The organism is Nonomuraea pusilla, assembly GCF_900109355.1.
GTDB classification, from domain to species: domain Bacteria; phylum Actinomycetota; class Actinomycetes; order Streptosporangiales; family Streptosporangiaceae; genus Nonomuraea; species Nonomuraea pusilla.
Window position 1 is genome coordinate 91,657 of sequence record NZ_FOBF01000004.1, and the last position, 15,775, is coordinate 107,431.

12 protein-coding genes are annotated in these 15,775 nt (G+C 71.6%); 6 read left to right on the forward strand and 6 right to left on the reverse strand.

Features of this window, described 5'->3' with window-relative positions; translation table 11 throughout:
* Positions 1–90 precede the first annotated feature (90 nt).
* The 4 genes from BMX74_RS09415 to BMX74_RS09430 all read left to right on the forward strand — a co-directional run bounded on the left by BMX74_RS09415 (position 91) and on the right by BMX74_RS09430 (position 5,000).
* Positions 91–1,308, forward strand: coding sequence for an MFS transporter (locus tag BMX74_RS09415; RefSeq protein WP_055503281.1), 1,218 nt, complete (start codon positions 91–93; stop codon positions 1,306–1,308).
* 684 nt (positions 1,309–1,992) lie between these two features.
* Positions 1,993–3,543, forward strand: a complete 1,551-nt coding sequence (locus tag BMX74_RS09420; protein ID WP_055503280.1) for an MFS transporter — start codon at positions 1,993–1,995, stop codon at positions 3,541–3,543.
* Between the two features lie 7 nt (positions 3,544–3,550).
* Positions 3,551–4,153 carry a TetR/AcrR family transcriptional regulator gene (locus tag BMX74_RS09425; protein ID WP_055503279.1) on the forward strand — a complete coding sequence of 201 codons (603 nt, stop codon included), beginning with the start codon at positions 3,551–3,553 and terminating at the stop codon, positions 4,151–4,153.
* 190 nt (positions 4,154–4,343) lie between these two features.
* The gene (locus BMX74_RS09430; protein ID WP_143078608.1) at positions 4,344–5,000 is read left to right on the forward strand and encodes a hypothetical protein; all 657 of its coding nucleotides are present in this window, start codon (positions 4,344–4,346) and stop codon (positions 4,998–5,000) included.
* Between the two features lie 70 nt (positions 5,001–5,070).
* On the opposite strand, the gene ctaD is transcribed toward BMX74_RS09430, so the two are convergent.
* The 4 genes from ctaD to BMX74_RS09450 form a co-directional block, all read right to left on the reverse strand.
* On the reverse strand, positions 5,071–6,711 hold the full coding sequence (gene ctaD, locus BMX74_RS09435) for an aa3-type cytochrome oxidase subunit I (RefSeq protein WP_256256884.1): 1,641 nt from the start codon (positions 6,709–6,711) through the stop codon (positions 5,071–5,073).
* A gap of 227 nt (positions 6,712–6,938) precedes the next feature.
* Complete coding sequence (locus BMX74_RS09440) at positions 6,939–8,711, reverse strand: NAD+ synthase (protein WP_091099727.1); 1,773 nt, start codon at positions 8,709–8,711, stop codon at positions 6,939–6,941.
* 52 nt (positions 8,712–8,763) lie between these two features.
* A complete protein-coding gene (locus BMX74_RS09445) occupies positions 8,764–10,209 on the reverse strand; it encodes a BTAD domain-containing putative transcriptional regulator (protein WP_055503275.1) in 1,446 nt (481 codons plus the stop codon).
* 139 nt (positions 10,210–10,348) lie between these two features.
* Positions 10,349–11,569, reverse strand: a complete 1,221-nt coding sequence (locus BMX74_RS09450) for an MDR family MFS transporter (RefSeq protein ID WP_091099729.1) — start codon at positions 11,567–11,569, stop codon at positions 10,349–10,351.
* 59 nt (positions 11,570–11,628) lie between these two features.
* Between BMX74_RS09450 and BMX74_RS09455 the strand changes: the two genes are divergently transcribed.
* Entirely contained in the window at positions 11,629–12,591 is a 963-nt protein-coding gene (locus BMX74_RS09455; protein ID WP_091099732.1) for an ArsR/SmtB family transcription factor, read from the forward strand.
* Positions 12,592–12,631: 40 nt separating this feature from the next.
* Here BMX74_RS09455 and BMX74_RS09460 read toward each other — a convergent pair whose 3' ends face one another.
* Together BMX74_RS09460 and BMX74_RS09465 are read right to left on the reverse strand one after the other, a co-directional pair.
* A complete protein-coding gene (locus BMX74_RS09460) occupies positions 12,632–13,639 on the reverse strand; it encodes a terpene synthase family protein (protein ID WP_055503273.1) in 1,008 nt (335 codons plus the stop codon).
* 19 nt (positions 13,640–13,658) lie between these two features.
* Positions 13,659–14,204: an EF-hand domain-containing protein gene (locus tag BMX74_RS09465; protein ID WP_091099734.1), complete on the reverse strand. Its 546-nt coding sequence runs from the start codon at positions 14,202–14,204 to the stop codon at positions 13,659–13,661.
* Between the two features lie 181 nt (positions 14,205–14,385).
* Here BMX74_RS09465 and BMX74_RS09470 point away from each other — a divergent pair, with 181 nt between their 5' ends.
* Positions 14,386–15,747 (forward strand): glutamine synthetase family protein, encoded by a 1,362-nt coding sequence (locus tag BMX74_RS09470; protein ID WP_055503271.1) that lies wholly within the window; start codon positions 14,386–14,388, stop codon positions 15,745–15,747.
* The last annotated feature ends 28 nt before the right edge of the window (positions 15,748–15,775 follow it).

Here is a 15,775-nt window from a genome sequence, read left to right on the forward strand (position 1 = left end):
CCGGACCCTTCGATGATGGCACGGACGGAAATCCGGTGGCGAAACTGTCGGTGGTCCTTGGGACACTTGCTGCCGGAGGTAACAAACAGAATGGCTCTCGAACCGTACCGGCGGCTGCTGCGGCTCCCTGGCGTCCCCACGTTGCTGCTGGTGGGGCTGCTGGCGCGTGTCCCGTCGACCGCCACGGGCATGGCGCTGACCCTGCACGTGGCCGTCGGCCTCGACCTGGGCTACGCCAAGGCCGGCCTCGTCACCACGGCGAGCACGATCGGCATGGCCGTGGGGTCGCCGCTGTCGGGGCGGTTCGTCGACAGGCACGGGCTGCGGCCGGTGCTGGTGGTCACCACGCTGGCGCAGGCGGCGTTCTGGGCCTGCGCCTGGGCGCTGCCGTTCCCGGCCCTGGTCGTCGCGGCGCTCGTGGCGGGCCTGCTGGCGCTGCCGGTGTTCAGCGTGATCAGGCAGTGCCTGGCGGCCATGGTGCCCGTCGACCAGCGGCGCATGGGCTTCACCCTCGACTCCATGCTGGTCGAGCTGTCGTACATGACGGGCCCGGCCCTGGCGGTCGTGGGCATCACCCAGTTCGGCAGCGGGGTCACGATGACGGTCATCGGCGCGGGCATGACGCTGTCGGGCGTCGCGCTCGCCGTGCTCAACCCGCCCACCAGGTCCCGTTCCGAGCTGGAGCAGCCCCTCACCAAGGTGCCGAGGCGCGAGTGGCTCACCCCCGGCTTCGTGGGCCTGCTCGGCACGGTGGCGGCGGCCACGTTCGTGCTGACGGCGACCGAGCTGTCGCTGACGGCCACGATCAACAAGGCTGGCCAGACGGAGTGGGTCGGGCTCGCGGTCGGCATCTGGTGCGTGTACTCCCTGGTCGGCGGGTTCGTCTACGGCGGGCTCTCGCGCGGCTTCTCACCGCTCGGCCTGATCGCCGCCATGGGGCTGCTCACGGTGCCCGTGGGGCTGGCCTCGGGAGACTGGCGGTGGCTGCTCCTCGCGCTGCTGCCCGGCGGCCTGCTGTGCGCGCCGGCCCTGTCGTCCACGGTGGACGTGATCAGCCGCTGGGTGCCGCCCGCCGCGAGGGGTGAGGCGATGGGCTTCCACGGCACCGCGCTCCTGCTGGGCGGCGCGGCGTCGGCGCCCATCGCGGGGGCGATCATCGACTCGGTGGGTCCGGCGTGGGCGTTCGCCGTCGCGGGGCTCACGGCGGTGGCGATGGTGACCGTGGCCCTGCCCTTCTGGCGCCGCCGCCCGGTCCACCCGCCCACCACCCAGGACGCCGTCCAGGAATCCCTCCCCACCCCCACCTGACCCACCCCGAGACGGGGTGACGGCCTTCCCTGGGATGGGGGAACCGGGAAGGCCGTCCCAGCTGGGGAGGCCGGGGGCTTCCGGGGTGGATGGAGGTCCGGGGCAAGTCGTCCCAGGTGGGCCCCGGCGGGCTTGCCGGTGGGTGGAGGTCTGGGAGAGGCCGTCCCCCTGGACGGGGAGGCCCGAGCGCCCACCCGGCAAGGTCGCCCCGGACGCCCATCGGGCAAGGCCGCCCCCGGACGCTCACCCGGCAAGGCCGCCCCCGGACGCTCACCCGGCAAGGCCGCCCCCGGACGCTCACCCGGCAAGGCCGCCCCTGGACGCCCACCGGGCAAGGCGCTCCTCCCGAACTTCCGTTCAGGCGGGCCAGCGGCCTCCCAGCCCTGGCCCCCACCCCGAAAGCCACCCCCAGGCCTCCCCACGTGGGACGGCTTCTCCGGACCTCCACCCGTCCCGGGAATCCAGTTGTCCGGAGGCTGTCGTTCTCCGGTGGGCGGGCGTGCTCCGGTTGAGCGAGGGGCGTGTGGGGGCCGCGGCCTGGGCTTCGGGGTGTGCGCGTCGATGTGGGGCTGCGGTCTACGGGCGTTTACATGGAATTTACGAAACGGCACCGTTGCGTATCGGAATAGGCTTGCGATACGGTGTCGTTGCGAAACTTAGTCGTATCGAAATTAAGGACCTTGTATGGACCCGAACTCGGGGCACCCACGCCGATGGACCATCCTCGGCGTCCTGGTGTTCAGCTTGCTGGCGGTCGTGCTGGACAACACGATCCTCAACGTGGCGATGAAGACGATCGCCGACCCGCACGCGGGTCTGGGGGCGACCCAGAGCCAGCTGGAGTGGGCGATCAACTCCTACACGCTGGTGTTCGCCGGCCTGCTGTTCACCTTCGGCGTGATCGGCGACCGCACCGGTCGCAAGCGGATGCTGTTCATCGGCATGGCGCTGTTCGGGCTGGCCTCGCTGGCCAGCGCGTACTCGCAGGACCCGATGCAGCTCATCTTCGCCCGCGCGGCGATGGGCATCGGCGGCGCCGCCATCATGCCCGCCACGCTGGCCATCATCTCGAACGTCTTCCCGCCCGGTGAGCGTGGCAAGGCCATCGGCATCTGGGCCGGCGGCGTGGGCCTGGCGGTGGCGATCGGCCCCATCACGGGCGGCGTGCTGATCGAGCACTTCTGGTGGGGCTCGGTCTTCCTGGTCAACGTGCCCATCGTGATCATCAGCATGATCCTGATCGCCACGATCGTGCCGGAGTCGCGCGACCCCAAGCCGTCCAAGCTCGACCCGGTCGGCGTGCTGCTGTCGATCATCGGCCTGGTGGCCCTCGTGTACGGCATCATCCGCGGCGGCGAGCTGGCGACCGTGGCCAACGCGCAGGTGCTGGTGCCGACGCTGATCGGCCTGGCGGTGCTGGGCGCGTTCGTGTGGTGGGAGCGCCGCATCGACAACCCGGTCTTCGACGTCCGCAACTTCACCAACATCAGGTTCAGCTCGGCCATCGGCATGATGGGCATCGTCTTCTTCGCGATGATGGGCGGGATGTTCTTCCTGACCTTCTACCTGCAGATCGTGCTCGGGTTCACGCCGGTGGAGGCGGGCGCGCTGATGATCCCGTTCGCGGCGGCGCAGCTCATCTTCGCCCCGCTGAGCCAGCGGGTGAACCAGCGGTTCGGCGCGAAGCTGTCGGCGACGGTCAGCATGCTCGTGGTGACGGCGGCCCTCGCCAGCTACGCCTTCCTGGACGCCGACACCCCGGTGGTGCTCATCGAGGTCGTCTTCTTCGTCCAGGGCGCCGCGATGGCCAACATCATGCCGCCCGCGACCACCGCCATCATGGAGTCCCTGCCCAGGGAGAAGGCGGGGGTAGGCTCGGCCATGAGCAACACCGTCCGCCAGGTGGCGGGCGCGCTCGGCGTGGCAGTGCTCGGCTCGGTGCTGTCGTCCAGCTACCGGGGTGAGATCGCGCCCGCGCTCGCCGGCCTGCCGGCGGACGTCCAGCACAAGGGCGGTGAGTCGATCATGGCGACGGTGGGCCTGGCGCAGGCGCTCGGCGAGCGCGGCCAGGCGCTGATCAAGCCCGCCTTCTCCGCCTTCGTCGACGGCATGCACGTCACGGCCCTGGTCTCCGCGGTCATCGCGCTGGTGGGCGTGGCGGTCGTGGCCAGGTGGATGCCCGGCAAGGCGAAGCCTGTCCAGCAGGCGGAACAGAAGGAACCAGCGGTAGTGTGAGGCCGCGATGACGATCCAGGAATCAGGGACGACCCGTCCTGCGGGCCGCCCGCGCAGCGAGAAGGCCGAGAGGGCGATCATCGAGGCGACCCTCGACCTGATAGGCGAGGGCATGGGCGTCTCCGAGCTGTCCATCGAGGCGATCGCGTCGAGGGCGGGCGTGGGCAAGACGACGATCTACCGGCGCTGGTCCAACAAGGAGGACCTCGTCGTCGACGCGCTGTCCACGCTCAAGTCGCCGCTGCCGCCCTTGTCGGGGACGTCGGTACGCGAGGACTTGATCGCCCTGCTCGACGCGATGCGCAGGGAGTCGGGGCAGGCCCGTTCGCGCTGTGTCATGAACATCGCCATGAGCGAGTCCGATCGCTACCCGCGGCTGATGGAGCGCTTCTTCAAGCGCGCCATCGAACCGCGCAGGGAGGCGCTGCGCGCGGTGATCGAGCGCGGCATCGCCTCGGGGGAGCTGCGCCCGGACCTGGACGTCGAGTTGGGCACGGCGGTCCTGTCGGGGACCATGCTCTGGTACACGAAGTGGGGCCCGGCGGGCGACCTCGCGCCCGACCTGGCCGAACGGGTCGTCGACGCGGCCCTGCACGGCCTCACCCCCTAGGCGCCGCCCCTCGTACGGCCACACCGGCCGCCGGGGCCGATGGCCTGCTCGCGCCTCCTGTGCCGCCTGCCGTAACCGCCGCACCGGTCGCCAGGGCCCGGGGGTGCGCGGTGGGGGTGGCGTGACGGTTCGGGGCGGTGTTCCCGGGTAGCGGGGAGCCGACGATCCGTAACGGGAGGAGGCTGCGTAGATGCGTCCCTTGGTCGCCGCGCTCGTCGCCACGGCTGTCGTGACGGCCGCCTGCGCGAACCAGTCCACCGACGCCAGCCTTCGGCACTACCAGCCGAACGAGGGCACGAACTACGACCTCAAGGGCGTGCTGCACGTGCGCAACGCCTTCCTGCTGAGCGGCGCGACCACGTCCGCCGCCCCGCCCGCGGCCTCACCCTCCAGCCCGCCCGCCTCCCCGCCTTCCGCCTCCGGCCCGGCGTCGCCCTCCGGGCAGCCGACGGGCCAGGGCGGCGGCCAGGACGCGCTGTTCGCGGTGTTGATCAACTCGGCGGCGAAGCCGGACACCCTGGAACGCATCACCGTGGAGGGCGGCGGCCAGGTGCAGCTGCCCGGCCCGATCGAGCTCCCGCCGAACCAGCCGGTGGGCACGGGCAACCGGCCGATCGCCTCGGTCAGCGGCGTCAAGGGTGGCCCGGTCGCGATGACGTTCTCGTTCAGGAACGCGGGTGACCTCCGCCTGCTGCTGCCGGTCATGCGGAGGACGGGCATCTACGCGAGCCTCACGCCGTCGCCGGCGGGCCCGCCTGTCCCGTCGCCGGCCGGGACGGCCCCGGTGACCACGCCCTCCCAGCCGTCCCCGCCGTCCTCCCGGCCCGCGTCCCCGGCCCCGTCGTAGCAGGCAGGCGGCGTGCAGAGCGAGAGCGGGGCCCGGCCGCCACCCGGCCGGGCCCCGCTCGGCGTCGCCGTCAGGGGCTCTCGACCTCCCGCCACTGCGAGTGGGGGTAGTGCAGGTCGAACGCGGGCCGCTCGGAACGGATCGGCGGGATGCCCGTGAAGTTGTGACGGGGCGGCGGGCACGACGTCGCCCACTCCAGCGAGTTGCCGTACCCCCACGGATCGTCCACGGTGACGCGCGGCGCGTACCGCGCGGTGTGCCAGACGTTGTAGAGGAACGGCAGCGTCGAGATCCCGAGGATGAGCGCGCCGATCGACGAGATGATGTTGAGGTCGGTGAAGCCGTCGGCGGGGCTGTAGTCGGCGTAGCGGCGCGGCATGCCGATCGCGCCGATCCAGTGCTGGATGAGGAACGTCGTGTGGAAGCCGATGAACAGCAGCCAGAAGTGCCAGGTGCCGAGGGTCTTGTCCAGCATCTTGCCGGTGAACTTGGGCCACCAGAAGTAGAAGCCGGAGAACATGGCGAACACGACGGTGCCGAAGACCACGTAGTGGAAGTGGGCCACCACGAAGTAGGTGTCGGTGATGTGGAAGTCGAGCGGCGGCGAGGCCAGGATCACCCCGGTGAGCCCGCCGAGCAGGAACGTCGCGAGGAAGCCGACGGAGAACAGCATCGGCGGCTCGAAGGTGAGGTGCCCGCGCCACATGGTGCCGATCCAGTTGAAGAACTTCACACCGGTCGGGACGGCGATGAGGAACGTCATGAACGAGAAGAACGGCAGCAGCACCTGGCCGGTGCCGAACATGTGGTGGGCCCACACCGTCATCGACAGGCCGGCGATGGCGATGGTCGCGGCCACCAGCCCGATGTAGCCGAAGATCGGCTTGCGGCTGAAGACGGGCAGCACCTCGGTGACGATGCCGAAGAACGGCAGCGCGATGATGTAGACCTCGGGGTGGCCGAAGAACCAGAACAGGTGCTGCCACAGGATGGGCCCGCCGTTGGGCGCCTCGAAGACCACGGTGCCGAACCTGCGGTCCAGCTCCAGCACGAGCAGCGCGGCGGCGAGCACGGGGAACGCCATCAGCACGATCATGCTGGTCAGCAGCGTGTTCCAGCAGAAGATGGGCAGGCGGAACATCGTCATGCCGGGCGCGCGCATGCAGATGATCGTCGTGAAGAAGTTCACCGAGCCGAGGATGGTGCCCAGCCCCGACAGCACCAGCCCCATGATCCACAGGTCGCACCCGATGAGGTGGCTGTAGGTCTTGCTGTTCAGCGGCGCGTACGCGAACCAGCCGAAGTCGGCGGCGCCGCCCGAGGTGAAGAACCCGCTGACGGCGATGATGCCGCCGAAGACGAACAGCCAGAGGCTGGCGGCATTGAGCCGGGGGAACGCGACGTCGGGCGAGCCGATCTGCAGCGGCATGATGACGTTGGCGAACCCGGCGAACAGCGGCGTCGCGAACAGCAGCAGCATGATCGTGCCGTGCATCGTGAACAGCTGGTTGTACTGCTGGTTGCTGACGAGCTGCAGGCCGGGCTGGGCCAGCTCGGCGCGGATGATCAGCGCCATGATCCCGCCGATGAGGAAGAAGACGAACGACGCGATCAGGTACATGTAGCCGATGACCTTGTGGTCGGTCGACGACAGCCACTTCGACAAGACCGCCCCCGTGCGGGCATGCACGGGGGCGAGTGGCGAGGTCAGCGGCTCGCTGCCGGGCTCTTTGATCGTCACATCGCGCTCCGGTGGTCAGATGCGAGGTCGGCGTGGCCCCGCGTTTCCGCCACAGGGCGGGGAGACGACGGGCAGCGATGGCCACACTGGTGCCAGACCAGCACTGCCGTGCCTACCCGGGCGCGCCGCACCGAACCGCGCGCCTACCGCGCCGGGGTCAAACCCTTGCGGCTCCATGGCGAACCGCTGACCGCTGATCAGCCGGCGCTCTCGCGCCACCGGTTGGTGATGGGCAGCCGCCTGTCGCGGCCGAAGTTCTTCGGCGTGATCTTCGGGCCGGGCGGGTACTGCCTGCGCTTGTACTCGGCCAGGTCCACCAGCCGGATCACGCGGGCCACCAGGGCGGGGTCGTGCCCGGCCGCGATGAGCTCCCGCGAGCCCATGTCCTTCTCCACGTAGTCGTCGAGCAGGCGGTCCAGCACTTCGTACGGCGGCAGGGAGTCGGTGTCGCGCTGGCCGGGCCGCAGCTCGGCGCTGGGCTCCTTGACGATGGAGTTCTCGGGGATCGGGCGCTCGGCGTCGAGCAGGAACCCGGGGCAGGTGTGGGCGTTGCGCCACCTGGCCAGCTCCCACACCATCGTCTTCGGCACGTCCTTGATGGGGGCGAAGCCGCCCGCCGAGTCGCCGTACAGGGTGGAGTAGCCGGTGGCCAGCTCGCTCTTGTTGCCGGTGGTGAGCACCAGGTGGCCGTGCTCGTTCGACAGGCCCATGAGGATCATGCCGCGCACCCGCGCCTGCAGGTTCTCCGCGGCCAGGCCGGACAGGTCGATCTCCTTCTCGTACGCGGTGACGATGTCGGCGATCGGCACGACCCTGGCGTGGATGCCCTGGCGGCGTACCAGCTCGTCGGCGTCGGAGACGGAGTGGTCGGAGGAGTAGCGCGAGGGCATGAGCGCGACGTGCACCCGCGACGGGCCGATCGCGTCGGAGGCGATGGTCGCCACCAGCGCCGAGTCGATGCCGCCCGACAGGCCGAGTATCACCGACTGGAAGCCGTTCTTGGCCACGTAGTCGCGTACGGACAGCACGAGCGCCGAGTAGACCTCGGCGGGCAGGTCGAGCCGTTCGGCGATGACGCCGGGCTCGGGCGCGTACGGCTCCACCGGCTCGGACGAGACCACGAACCGGTCCACGGTGATGGTGGTGCCGTCGCCGGCGTCGTACGGGAAGGTGCCGGTCGCGGCGGTGGAGACGGGCAGGTCGAGGTCCACGACGAGGAGCTCCTCGCGGAACTGCCCGGCCCTGGCCACGAGCGCGCCGGAGGCGTCGACCACGATCGAGTCGCCGTCGAAGACCAGCTCGTCCTGGCCGCCGACCTGGTTGGCGTAGGCGAGCGCGCACCCGGCCTCGCGCGCCCTGCGCGCGACCAGCTCCAGGCGGACGTCGTCCTTCTCCTTCTCGTACGGCGAGGCGTTGGGCACGACGAGCAGCCCGGCGCCGGCCTGGCCGACGACGGAGACGGGCCCGCCGTCCTGCCACAGGTCCTCGCAGACGGCGATGGCGACGTCCACGCCGTGCAGGCGGAAGATCGGCAGCCTGTCGCCGCGCACGAAGTAGCGGTACTCGTCGAAGACGCCGTAGTTGGGCAGGTGGTGCTTGGCCGTGCGGGTGACGACCCGCCCCTCGTGGAGCAGCGCGGCGGCGTCGAGCGGCGCGCCCTTCGGCTGGCCGACGCGCGGGGCGAGCCCGGCGCGGTCGACGTAGCCGACGACGACGGGCAGGTGGCCGAGGCCCTCGCGCTCCAGCCTGGCCGCGGTCTCCTCCAGCGTCCTGATACTGGCCTCCACGAAGGAGGTGCGCAGCACGAGGTCCTCGACGGGGTAGCCGGTGAGGAACATCTCGGTGAAGACGGCCAGGTGCGCGCCGCGGTCGGCGGCGTCGCGGGTCCAGGCGACCAGCCGCTCCGCGTTGGCGGTCAGGTCACCGACGGCAGGGTTCGTCTGTGCCAGGGCGATGCGCAGTTGGGCCACGCGACCAGCCTAGTACTCCAACCTTTTTATCGTCCAAGCGACGAAAAGTCGGTCATTTCTGTGACATGCCGCCCGGGGTGACGAGACCCGACTCGTACGCTGCCATGACGAGCTGCGCGCGGTCGAACAGCCCGAGATGCTCCAGCAGCGCCGACACCGCGGCCGCCACCTCGTGCTCGGGCAGGGCGAGGGTCTGGCCGATCTGCCGGTTCGTCAGGCCGCGCGCCACCAGCTTCAGCACGTCGAGCTGCGCGTCGGACAGCCCGGCCAGCGCCGGGGGAGAGGCCGGATCGGTCCTCCCGGCGAACGCCGCGATGATCCGCGTCGTGACGGCCGGGTCGATGAGCGCGTCGCCCGCCGCGGCGGCCCTGATCGCGGCGAGGATCTGCTCGGGCGGCGACGTCTTCAGCAGGAACCCGCTCACACCGGCCCGCAGCGCCGCGTACAGGTTGTCGTCGCTGCCGAACGTGGTCATCATGATCACCTTCGGCGGGCGCTCCTGCGCGAGGATCCTGCGGGCTGCGGCCAGGCCGTCGAGGTGCGGCATCTGGATGTCGAGCAGCACCACGTCGGCGCCCGTCTCGCGGGCCCGCGCGATCGCCTCCTCGCCGTCCGCCGCCTCGCCGGCGAGCGCCACGCCGGCCTCGCTCTCCAGCATCACCCGCAGCCCGGCGCGCACCAGCGCCTGGTCGTCGGCCACGAGCACGCGCAGCGTGCCGGACGCCTCCGGCGCCGTCGCCGCGGGGGCGGCGGGCTCCTCCAGCCGCTGCGCCAGCATGTCGCCCTCCAGCCGCTGGAGCGCCGCCGACAGGTCGAGCCCCAGCTCCTCGCGCCAGACGGCGCGGGCCCTGCGCAGCGCGGCGAGCGCGTCGCCCTGGCGGCCCATCGCGTACAGGGCGAGGGCGAGCAGCCGCCAGCCCTCCTCCCGCAGCGGGTACGCCGAGGCGTGCGCCTCCAGGTCGGCCACCAGGGAGGTGGCCCGGCCGAGCGCGAGGCCCGCGGCGGCCCGCCGCTCCACGGCGATGAGCCGCAGCTCCTCCAGCCTGCCCGCCTCGGTGGCCGCCCACGCCAGGTCGGAGAACTCGGCCAGCGCGGGACCGCGCCACAGCTCCAGCGCCTCGTCCATGGCCGCCCACACCTGCGCGGGCGGGCCGTCGGACTTCACCAGGTACTCGAAGCGCCAGGCGTCCACCTGGTCGGTCGCGGCCCGCAGGGCGTAGCCGGGCGGCGCGGAGACCAGCACCTCGGCCTCCTCGCGCGGCGCGCGGCCAGGTTCGAGCGCGCGGCGCAGCCGTGAGACGTACCCCTGGATCGTGGACAGCGCCTGTGGCGGCGGGCTGCCCGGCCACAGCTCGTCGATCAGGGTGGCGACGGGCACGGCGCGGCCACCCGCCACGAGCAGGCGGGCGAGCACCGCGCGCTGGCGCTGGCCGCCGAGGTCGAGTGGGGCGCCGTCGGACCAGGCCTGAAACGGCCCGAGCGCCGTGAAGGTCAGCATGTCAGGCGTAAGCGTAAGCGTCGCCCGGCCATACCGCGATTTTTCGTGAGGTCAGCATCCCTCGGAGGGTAGGAGGGGGATGTCGCCGTTCGATCGACATCCGCTCAATCCGTGCCGACGCTCAAAAGCCTGGGGGCGGTCACCGTCTGCGGATGGCGGGGCCCAGCGCGAGCATCCCCGCCGCCGAGACCAGGCCGACCCCGCCGATCGTGAACCACAGCGCCTCAGGCCCGATCTCCAGCAGCGGACCGCCGAGCGCCGGCGCCAGCACCATCGCCGCCGACCAGGCGAGCCCGAACAGCCCCGAGTAGCGCCCCCGCAGGTGAGGCGGGGCCAGCGTGGCCAGGATCGAGCCGGCGATGCCCGCCGTGACGATCTCGCCCGCCGTCCACACCACGATCGTCACGGCCAGCCAGAGCGTCGAGGTGACGAACGCCGTCATCGCGAAGCCGAGCCCCATCACGGCCAGGCCCAGGGCGAACGTGCGCGCCGGGTCCCTGCGCCCCAGCCAGTCGGAGACCAGCGGCTGCACGACCACGATGAGCACGCCGTTCAGCGCCATCGCCACGCCGAGCTGCCCCGGCGTCAGCCCCGCCACCCTCGTGATCGCGACGGGCAGCATCGAGACGGTCTGCATGTACATGAGCGCGTCACCCAGCACGACCAGCGTGAACGCCACCATCAGCCGGTCGCGCAGCACCTCGCCGAACCCGCCGCCCACCGCCTCGCGCCCGGCCGGCCTGGTCTCGGGCACCGCCCGCCACACCAGCACGGCGAAGAGCACGCTGGAGAGGGCGTCGATCCAGAACAACCAGGTGAACCCGCGCTCCGCCAGCCACCCGCCCGCCGTCATGCCCAGGGCGTAACCGATGTTGATCCCCCAGAACAGCAGGCCGTACGCGCGTGGCCGTTCCTCCGGGTCGACCAGGTCGGCCACCATCGCGTTGGACGCCGGCCGGTAGACGTCGGTGACCACGCCGAGCACGGCCATGGAGGCCAGGATCGCCGGCATGGACGTGCTGTAGCCGAGCGCGAGCAGCGCCGCCGCCGTGGCCAGCATGCCGCCCGCGAGCGTGGCCCGCCTCCCGACGCGGTCGGTGAGCACGCCCGCGAGGATCTGCGACACCAGCGAGCCCACGCCGTACACGCCGATGACGAGGCCGGCCGCGGTGACGGACAGCCCGCGCTCCTGCGTCAGGTAGACGCCGGTGAACGGCACCACGACGCTGCCCAGGCGGTTGACGAGCGTGCCGGTCCACAGGGCCCAGAACGGGCGGGGCAGCCCGCCGAGCTTGGAACGCACGAAGGCGGGCTTCTTGACGACGCGTGGGGAGGGGCCGGAGGAGGTCGCGGTAGACACGGGAACCAGCGTGCGACCCGCGTTCCCGCGCCGCGAACGTTTTAGCGCACACTAAAAGCATGACTGTGACCTGGCGGCTCAACGCCGAGGACGTCGCCCGCATCAGGTTCGCCTTCTCGCCCATGTGGGAGCTGGTCGCCAGCCTGCGCACGCTCCAGGACCCCTCCAGGCAGTCGATCCACCTGCCGTGGATCAAACGGGTCCGGCCCCGTCTGGCCGCGCTCGACCTGGACGAGCTGTTCGCGCTCGTCCCGCCGACCGGGTACCTGGCCGACTTCCTCACCCCGCCGCCCGACACCCCGCTGCCCGACTTCGCCGCCGAGCTCGACCGCGTCAGGAGCACCCCGCCCGAGCAGGCCCGCGCCGAGGCCGCGATCGTGCGGGGCACCGACCCCGCCGTGCTGCGCCGCTTCGCCGCCGACCCCGCGGCGGGCGTCGCCAGGGTCGCCGACGCCCTGCTCGCCTACTGGGAGGAGTGCTTCGCCGAGTTCTGGCCCCGCGTGTACGCCCTGCTCGAACGCGACGTGCTGCGCAGGTCCCGCCAGCTCGCCCGCGAAGGCGCCCGCGAGCTGTTCGCCGGGCTCGACCCGGCCGTCGTCTGGACCGGTGAGCAGCTCGTCATCGACCGGCCCTGGTGCGCCACGGGCGGGCTGCACGGCGACGGGCTCGTGCTCGTGCCGACCGCGTTCTACTGGCCGTCCGTGGCCGTCATGTCGGCGCCGTACCAGTCGATGCTGGTCTATCCCGTGCTGGGCGTCGGGACGCTGTGGGAGGAGGGGCCGCCGCCCGCGCCGGGCGCGCTCGCCGCCCTCATCGGCAGGAACCGGGCGCGGATCCTGCTCGCGCTGGCGGAGCCCAGCACCACCACGGCGCTCGCGGCCCGCATGGCGCTCACGCCCGGCGCGGTCAGCCAGCACCTCGGCGTGCTCAGCGCCGGCGGGCTGACCGTGGGCATGCGGGTCGGCAAGCAGGTCGTCTACCGGCGCACCCAGACGGGCGACATGCTCGCCGGCCGGGCGTAGCGGCCGGCCGCGGCGGTCAGGCGTAGTCCGGACGCGGCGGTCAGGCGTAGCGGGCCGACTCCAGCAGCCAGTCGAGGTGGGCGCGCGGCGCCGCCAGGTACGCGCACGCCACCTTGCTGACGTCCCTCGCCGCCGCGGGCGGCAGGTCGTGCAGCGGCAGCCGCCTGGCCGCCCTGCGCATGTCCTGGCAGCGGCGGGCGATGCGGTCGAGCACCCACGCGACGGCGTCGCGCTCGGCCAGCCCGAGCTGGCGCGCCGCCAGCACCACCAGGTTGTGCGCGTCGTCGCGCTCCTTCGGGCGCGACGCCACGTCGTTGCACCAGGCCGTCACGTCGCTGCAGGCGTCCACCAGCTCCTGCCAGGACTCGCACTCGTGCACCCAGGCCGGCACCTCCACCCGCAGGCACGGCTCGACCAGGTCGAACAGGTACGGCCCCACCGTGCCCCTGCGCAGCACCGGGTACTCCTCGATCGCAGGCATCCGCCCCGACGCGCGGTTGTCGGCCTCGGCCCGGCACGCCTCGTGCTGACGGCGCAGGTTGACCGCGAACCTCGCCCGCCAGCGGTCGCTCATGCGCGCGCTGGTCACCCGCCACAGGTCCGCGAAGGCCGCCTCCAGCGGGTGCGACGCCGCGCCCGCCAGCAGCCCCTGGAACACCTCCAGCGGGCCGCCCCGCTCGTCCAGCTCGTCGTCGAGGTGGAACAGCCAGGTCAGCCACTGCGCGAACAGCGCCGCCGCGGCGGCGTCGAACTCGGCGAACGCCCGGCCGGCCATCCGGTGGTACCCCACCCCGGGATCGGCGCGCAGCCCCGTCCTCCTGGCCCAGTCGATGACGGCGGCCTCGATCGCGTACACCGAAGGGTGCATCCGGCACGGCCGGGCCAGGGCGGGCACCCGCTCCGTCAGGGGCAGCAGCGCCAGCGCGGCCGGGCCGCCCCTGCGCGGCAGGGGCAGCAGCGGCTTGAGCACCGAGCGCAGAGCGGTGCGCGCCGTGGACATCGCCGTGGAGACGGCCGTCGACACCGCCGTGGACATCACCGTGGACATCTGGTGCTCCCTGCCGTTCTCACAGCGGGCCGAACAGCCAGTTGCCCGACGCGTTCGGGTCGTCGCCGCCGTAGAACTCCCGCGCGGCCACGACGAGGTCCTCGACGCCGAGCGTGCCCCTGCCGGTGCGGTCCAGCCGGTCGAACGCCGCGTCCACGTCGTCGTACGCGGTGCCGAACGCCGTCAGCATGGTGCGGAACTCGGGCCTGCCGATCCGTCCGTCGCCGTCGCCGTCGCACAGCTCGGCCACCGCGACCGTGGCCGGGCGGAACACCGGCTCGTAGTGGCCGCCCGTCACGAAGGCCGCCGCCATCCCCTCGCGGAACTCGTCCCGCGTCAGGGAGGCGTCCACGTCGTGCCCCAGAACGCCGGTCAGGGCCGACCAGATGCCGTCGAAGCTCTCGACCAGGCTCTTGCCGGTCACCGAGGTGGGGGACTCCCCGAAGCCGACCAGGATGCGCGCGCCCAGCCCCAGCAGGTCCTCGCGGGCGACGAGGCCCCTGCCGTTCGCGTCGATGTGGTCGAATGCCCGATCCAGTTTGTGATTGAGCAGGTCGATGGCCACCAATGCCTCCCCCGAGACTGACTGCGTGATCACACTAAGTCGGGAGGGGCGCTTTGTCAGTGAGGCTCGCACCGCCGCCCCCGGTAACCTGTGCGAAACACGGGCGCGGCATGCTGGTATGTAACCCGCGCTCTACGTACCGGCGCAGCGTCACCGGCACTGTCTTTCACGAGGGGATGCCTTGGACCGCCAGCAGGAGTTCGTGCTCCGCACGCTTGAGGAACGCGACATCCGGTTCATCCGGCTCTGGTTCACCGACGTTCTCGGCTTCCTCAAGTCCGTCGCCATCGCCCCCGCCGAGCTGGAGGGCGCCTTCGCCGAGGGCATCGGCTTCGACGGCTCGGCCATCGAGGGCTTCGCCCGCGTGTACGAGTCCGACATGCTCGCCAAGCCCGATCCGGCCACCTTCCAGATCCTGCCCTGGCGCAGCGAGACCCCCGGCGCTGGACGCATCTTCTGCGACATCCTGATGCCCGACGGCTCCCCCTCCCACGCCGACCCCCGCTGGGTGCTCAAGCGCACGCTCGCCAAGTGCGCCGACATGGGCTTCACCTTCTACACCCACCCCGAGATCGAGTTCTTCCTGCTGAAGAACCGTCCGGAGCCGGGCCAGCGGCCCGAGCCGATCGACTCCGGCGGCTACTTCGACCACACGCCCCACAGCTCGGGCCACGACTTCCGCCGCCAGGCGATCATGATGCTGGAGTCGATGGGCATCTCCGTCGAGTTCAGCCACCACGAGGGCGCCCCCGGCCAGCAGGAGATCGACCTGCGCTACGCCGACGCGCTCACCACCGCCGACAACATCATGACCTTCCGCCTGGTCATGAAGGAGGTCGCGCTGGAGCAGGGCATCTGGGCCTCGTTCATGCCCAAGCCGTTCACCGAGCACCCCGGCTCCGGCATGCACACCCACATGTCGCTGTTCGAGGGCGACAGGAACGCCTTCTACGAGGCCGGCGCCGACTACCAGCTCTCCAAGACCGGCCGGTCGTTCATCGCGGGCCTGCTCAAGCACGCCGCCGAGATCACCGCCATCACCAACCAGTGGGTGAACTCGTACAAGCGGCTCTGGGGCGGCGCCGAGGCCATCGCCGGGCAGGGCGGCGAGGCGCCCTCGTACATCTGCTGGGGCCACAACAACCGCTCCGCCCTCGTCCGGGTGCCGATGTACAAGCCGGCCAAGGCCGGCTCCACCCGCATCGAGTTCCGCTCGCTCGACTCCGCCTGCAACCCGTACCTCGCCTTCGCCCTGATCCTCGCCGCCGGCCTGAAGGGCATCGAGCAGGGGTACGAGCTTCCCCCGGCCGCCGAGGACAACGTCTGGAGGCTTACCAGCGCCGAACGCCGCGCCCTCGGCATCCAGCCGCTGCCGCAGTCGCTCGACGAGGCCGTCAGCGTCATGGAGCGCAGCGAACTGGTCGCCGAGACGCTGGGCGAGCACGTCTTCGACTTCTTCCTGCGCAACAAGCGCGCCGAGTGGCGCGACTACCGCCGCACCGTCACCGAGTTCGAGCTGGGCCGCTACCTGCCGGTGCTGTGACCGCCTCTCTCCGCTGAGACCCGAGGAC

Bases quoted from the DNA above. Each gene is read 5' to 3' on its own strand.
- BMX74_RS09415 (WP_055503281.1), top strand. From the start codon at position 91: ATGGCTCTCGAACCGTACCGGCGGCTGCTGCGGCTCCCTGGCGTCCCC.
- BMX74_RS09420 (WP_055503280.1), top strand. From the start codon at position 1,993: ATGGACCCGAACTCGGGGCACCCACGCCGATGGACCATCCTCGGCGTC.
- BMX74_RS09425 (WP_055503279.1), top strand. From the start codon at position 3,551: ATGACGATCCAGGAATCAGGGACGACCCGTCCTGCGGGCCGCCCGCGC.
- BMX74_RS09430 (WP_143078608.1), top strand. From the start codon at position 4,344: ATGCGTCCCTTGGTCGCCGCGCTCGTCGCCACGGCTGTCGTGACGGCC.
- BMX74_RS09445 (WP_055503275.1), bottom strand. From the start codon at position 10,209: ATGCTGACCTTCACGGCGCTCGGGCCGTTTCAGGCCTGGTCCGACGGC.
- BMX74_RS09455 (WP_091099732.1), top strand. From the start codon at position 11,629: ATGACTGTGACCTGGCGGCTCAACGCCGAGGACGTCGCCCGCATCAGG.
- BMX74_RS09460 (WP_055503273.1), bottom strand. From the start codon at position 13,639: ATGTCCACGGTGATGTCCACGGCGGTGTCGACGGCCGTCTCCACGGCG.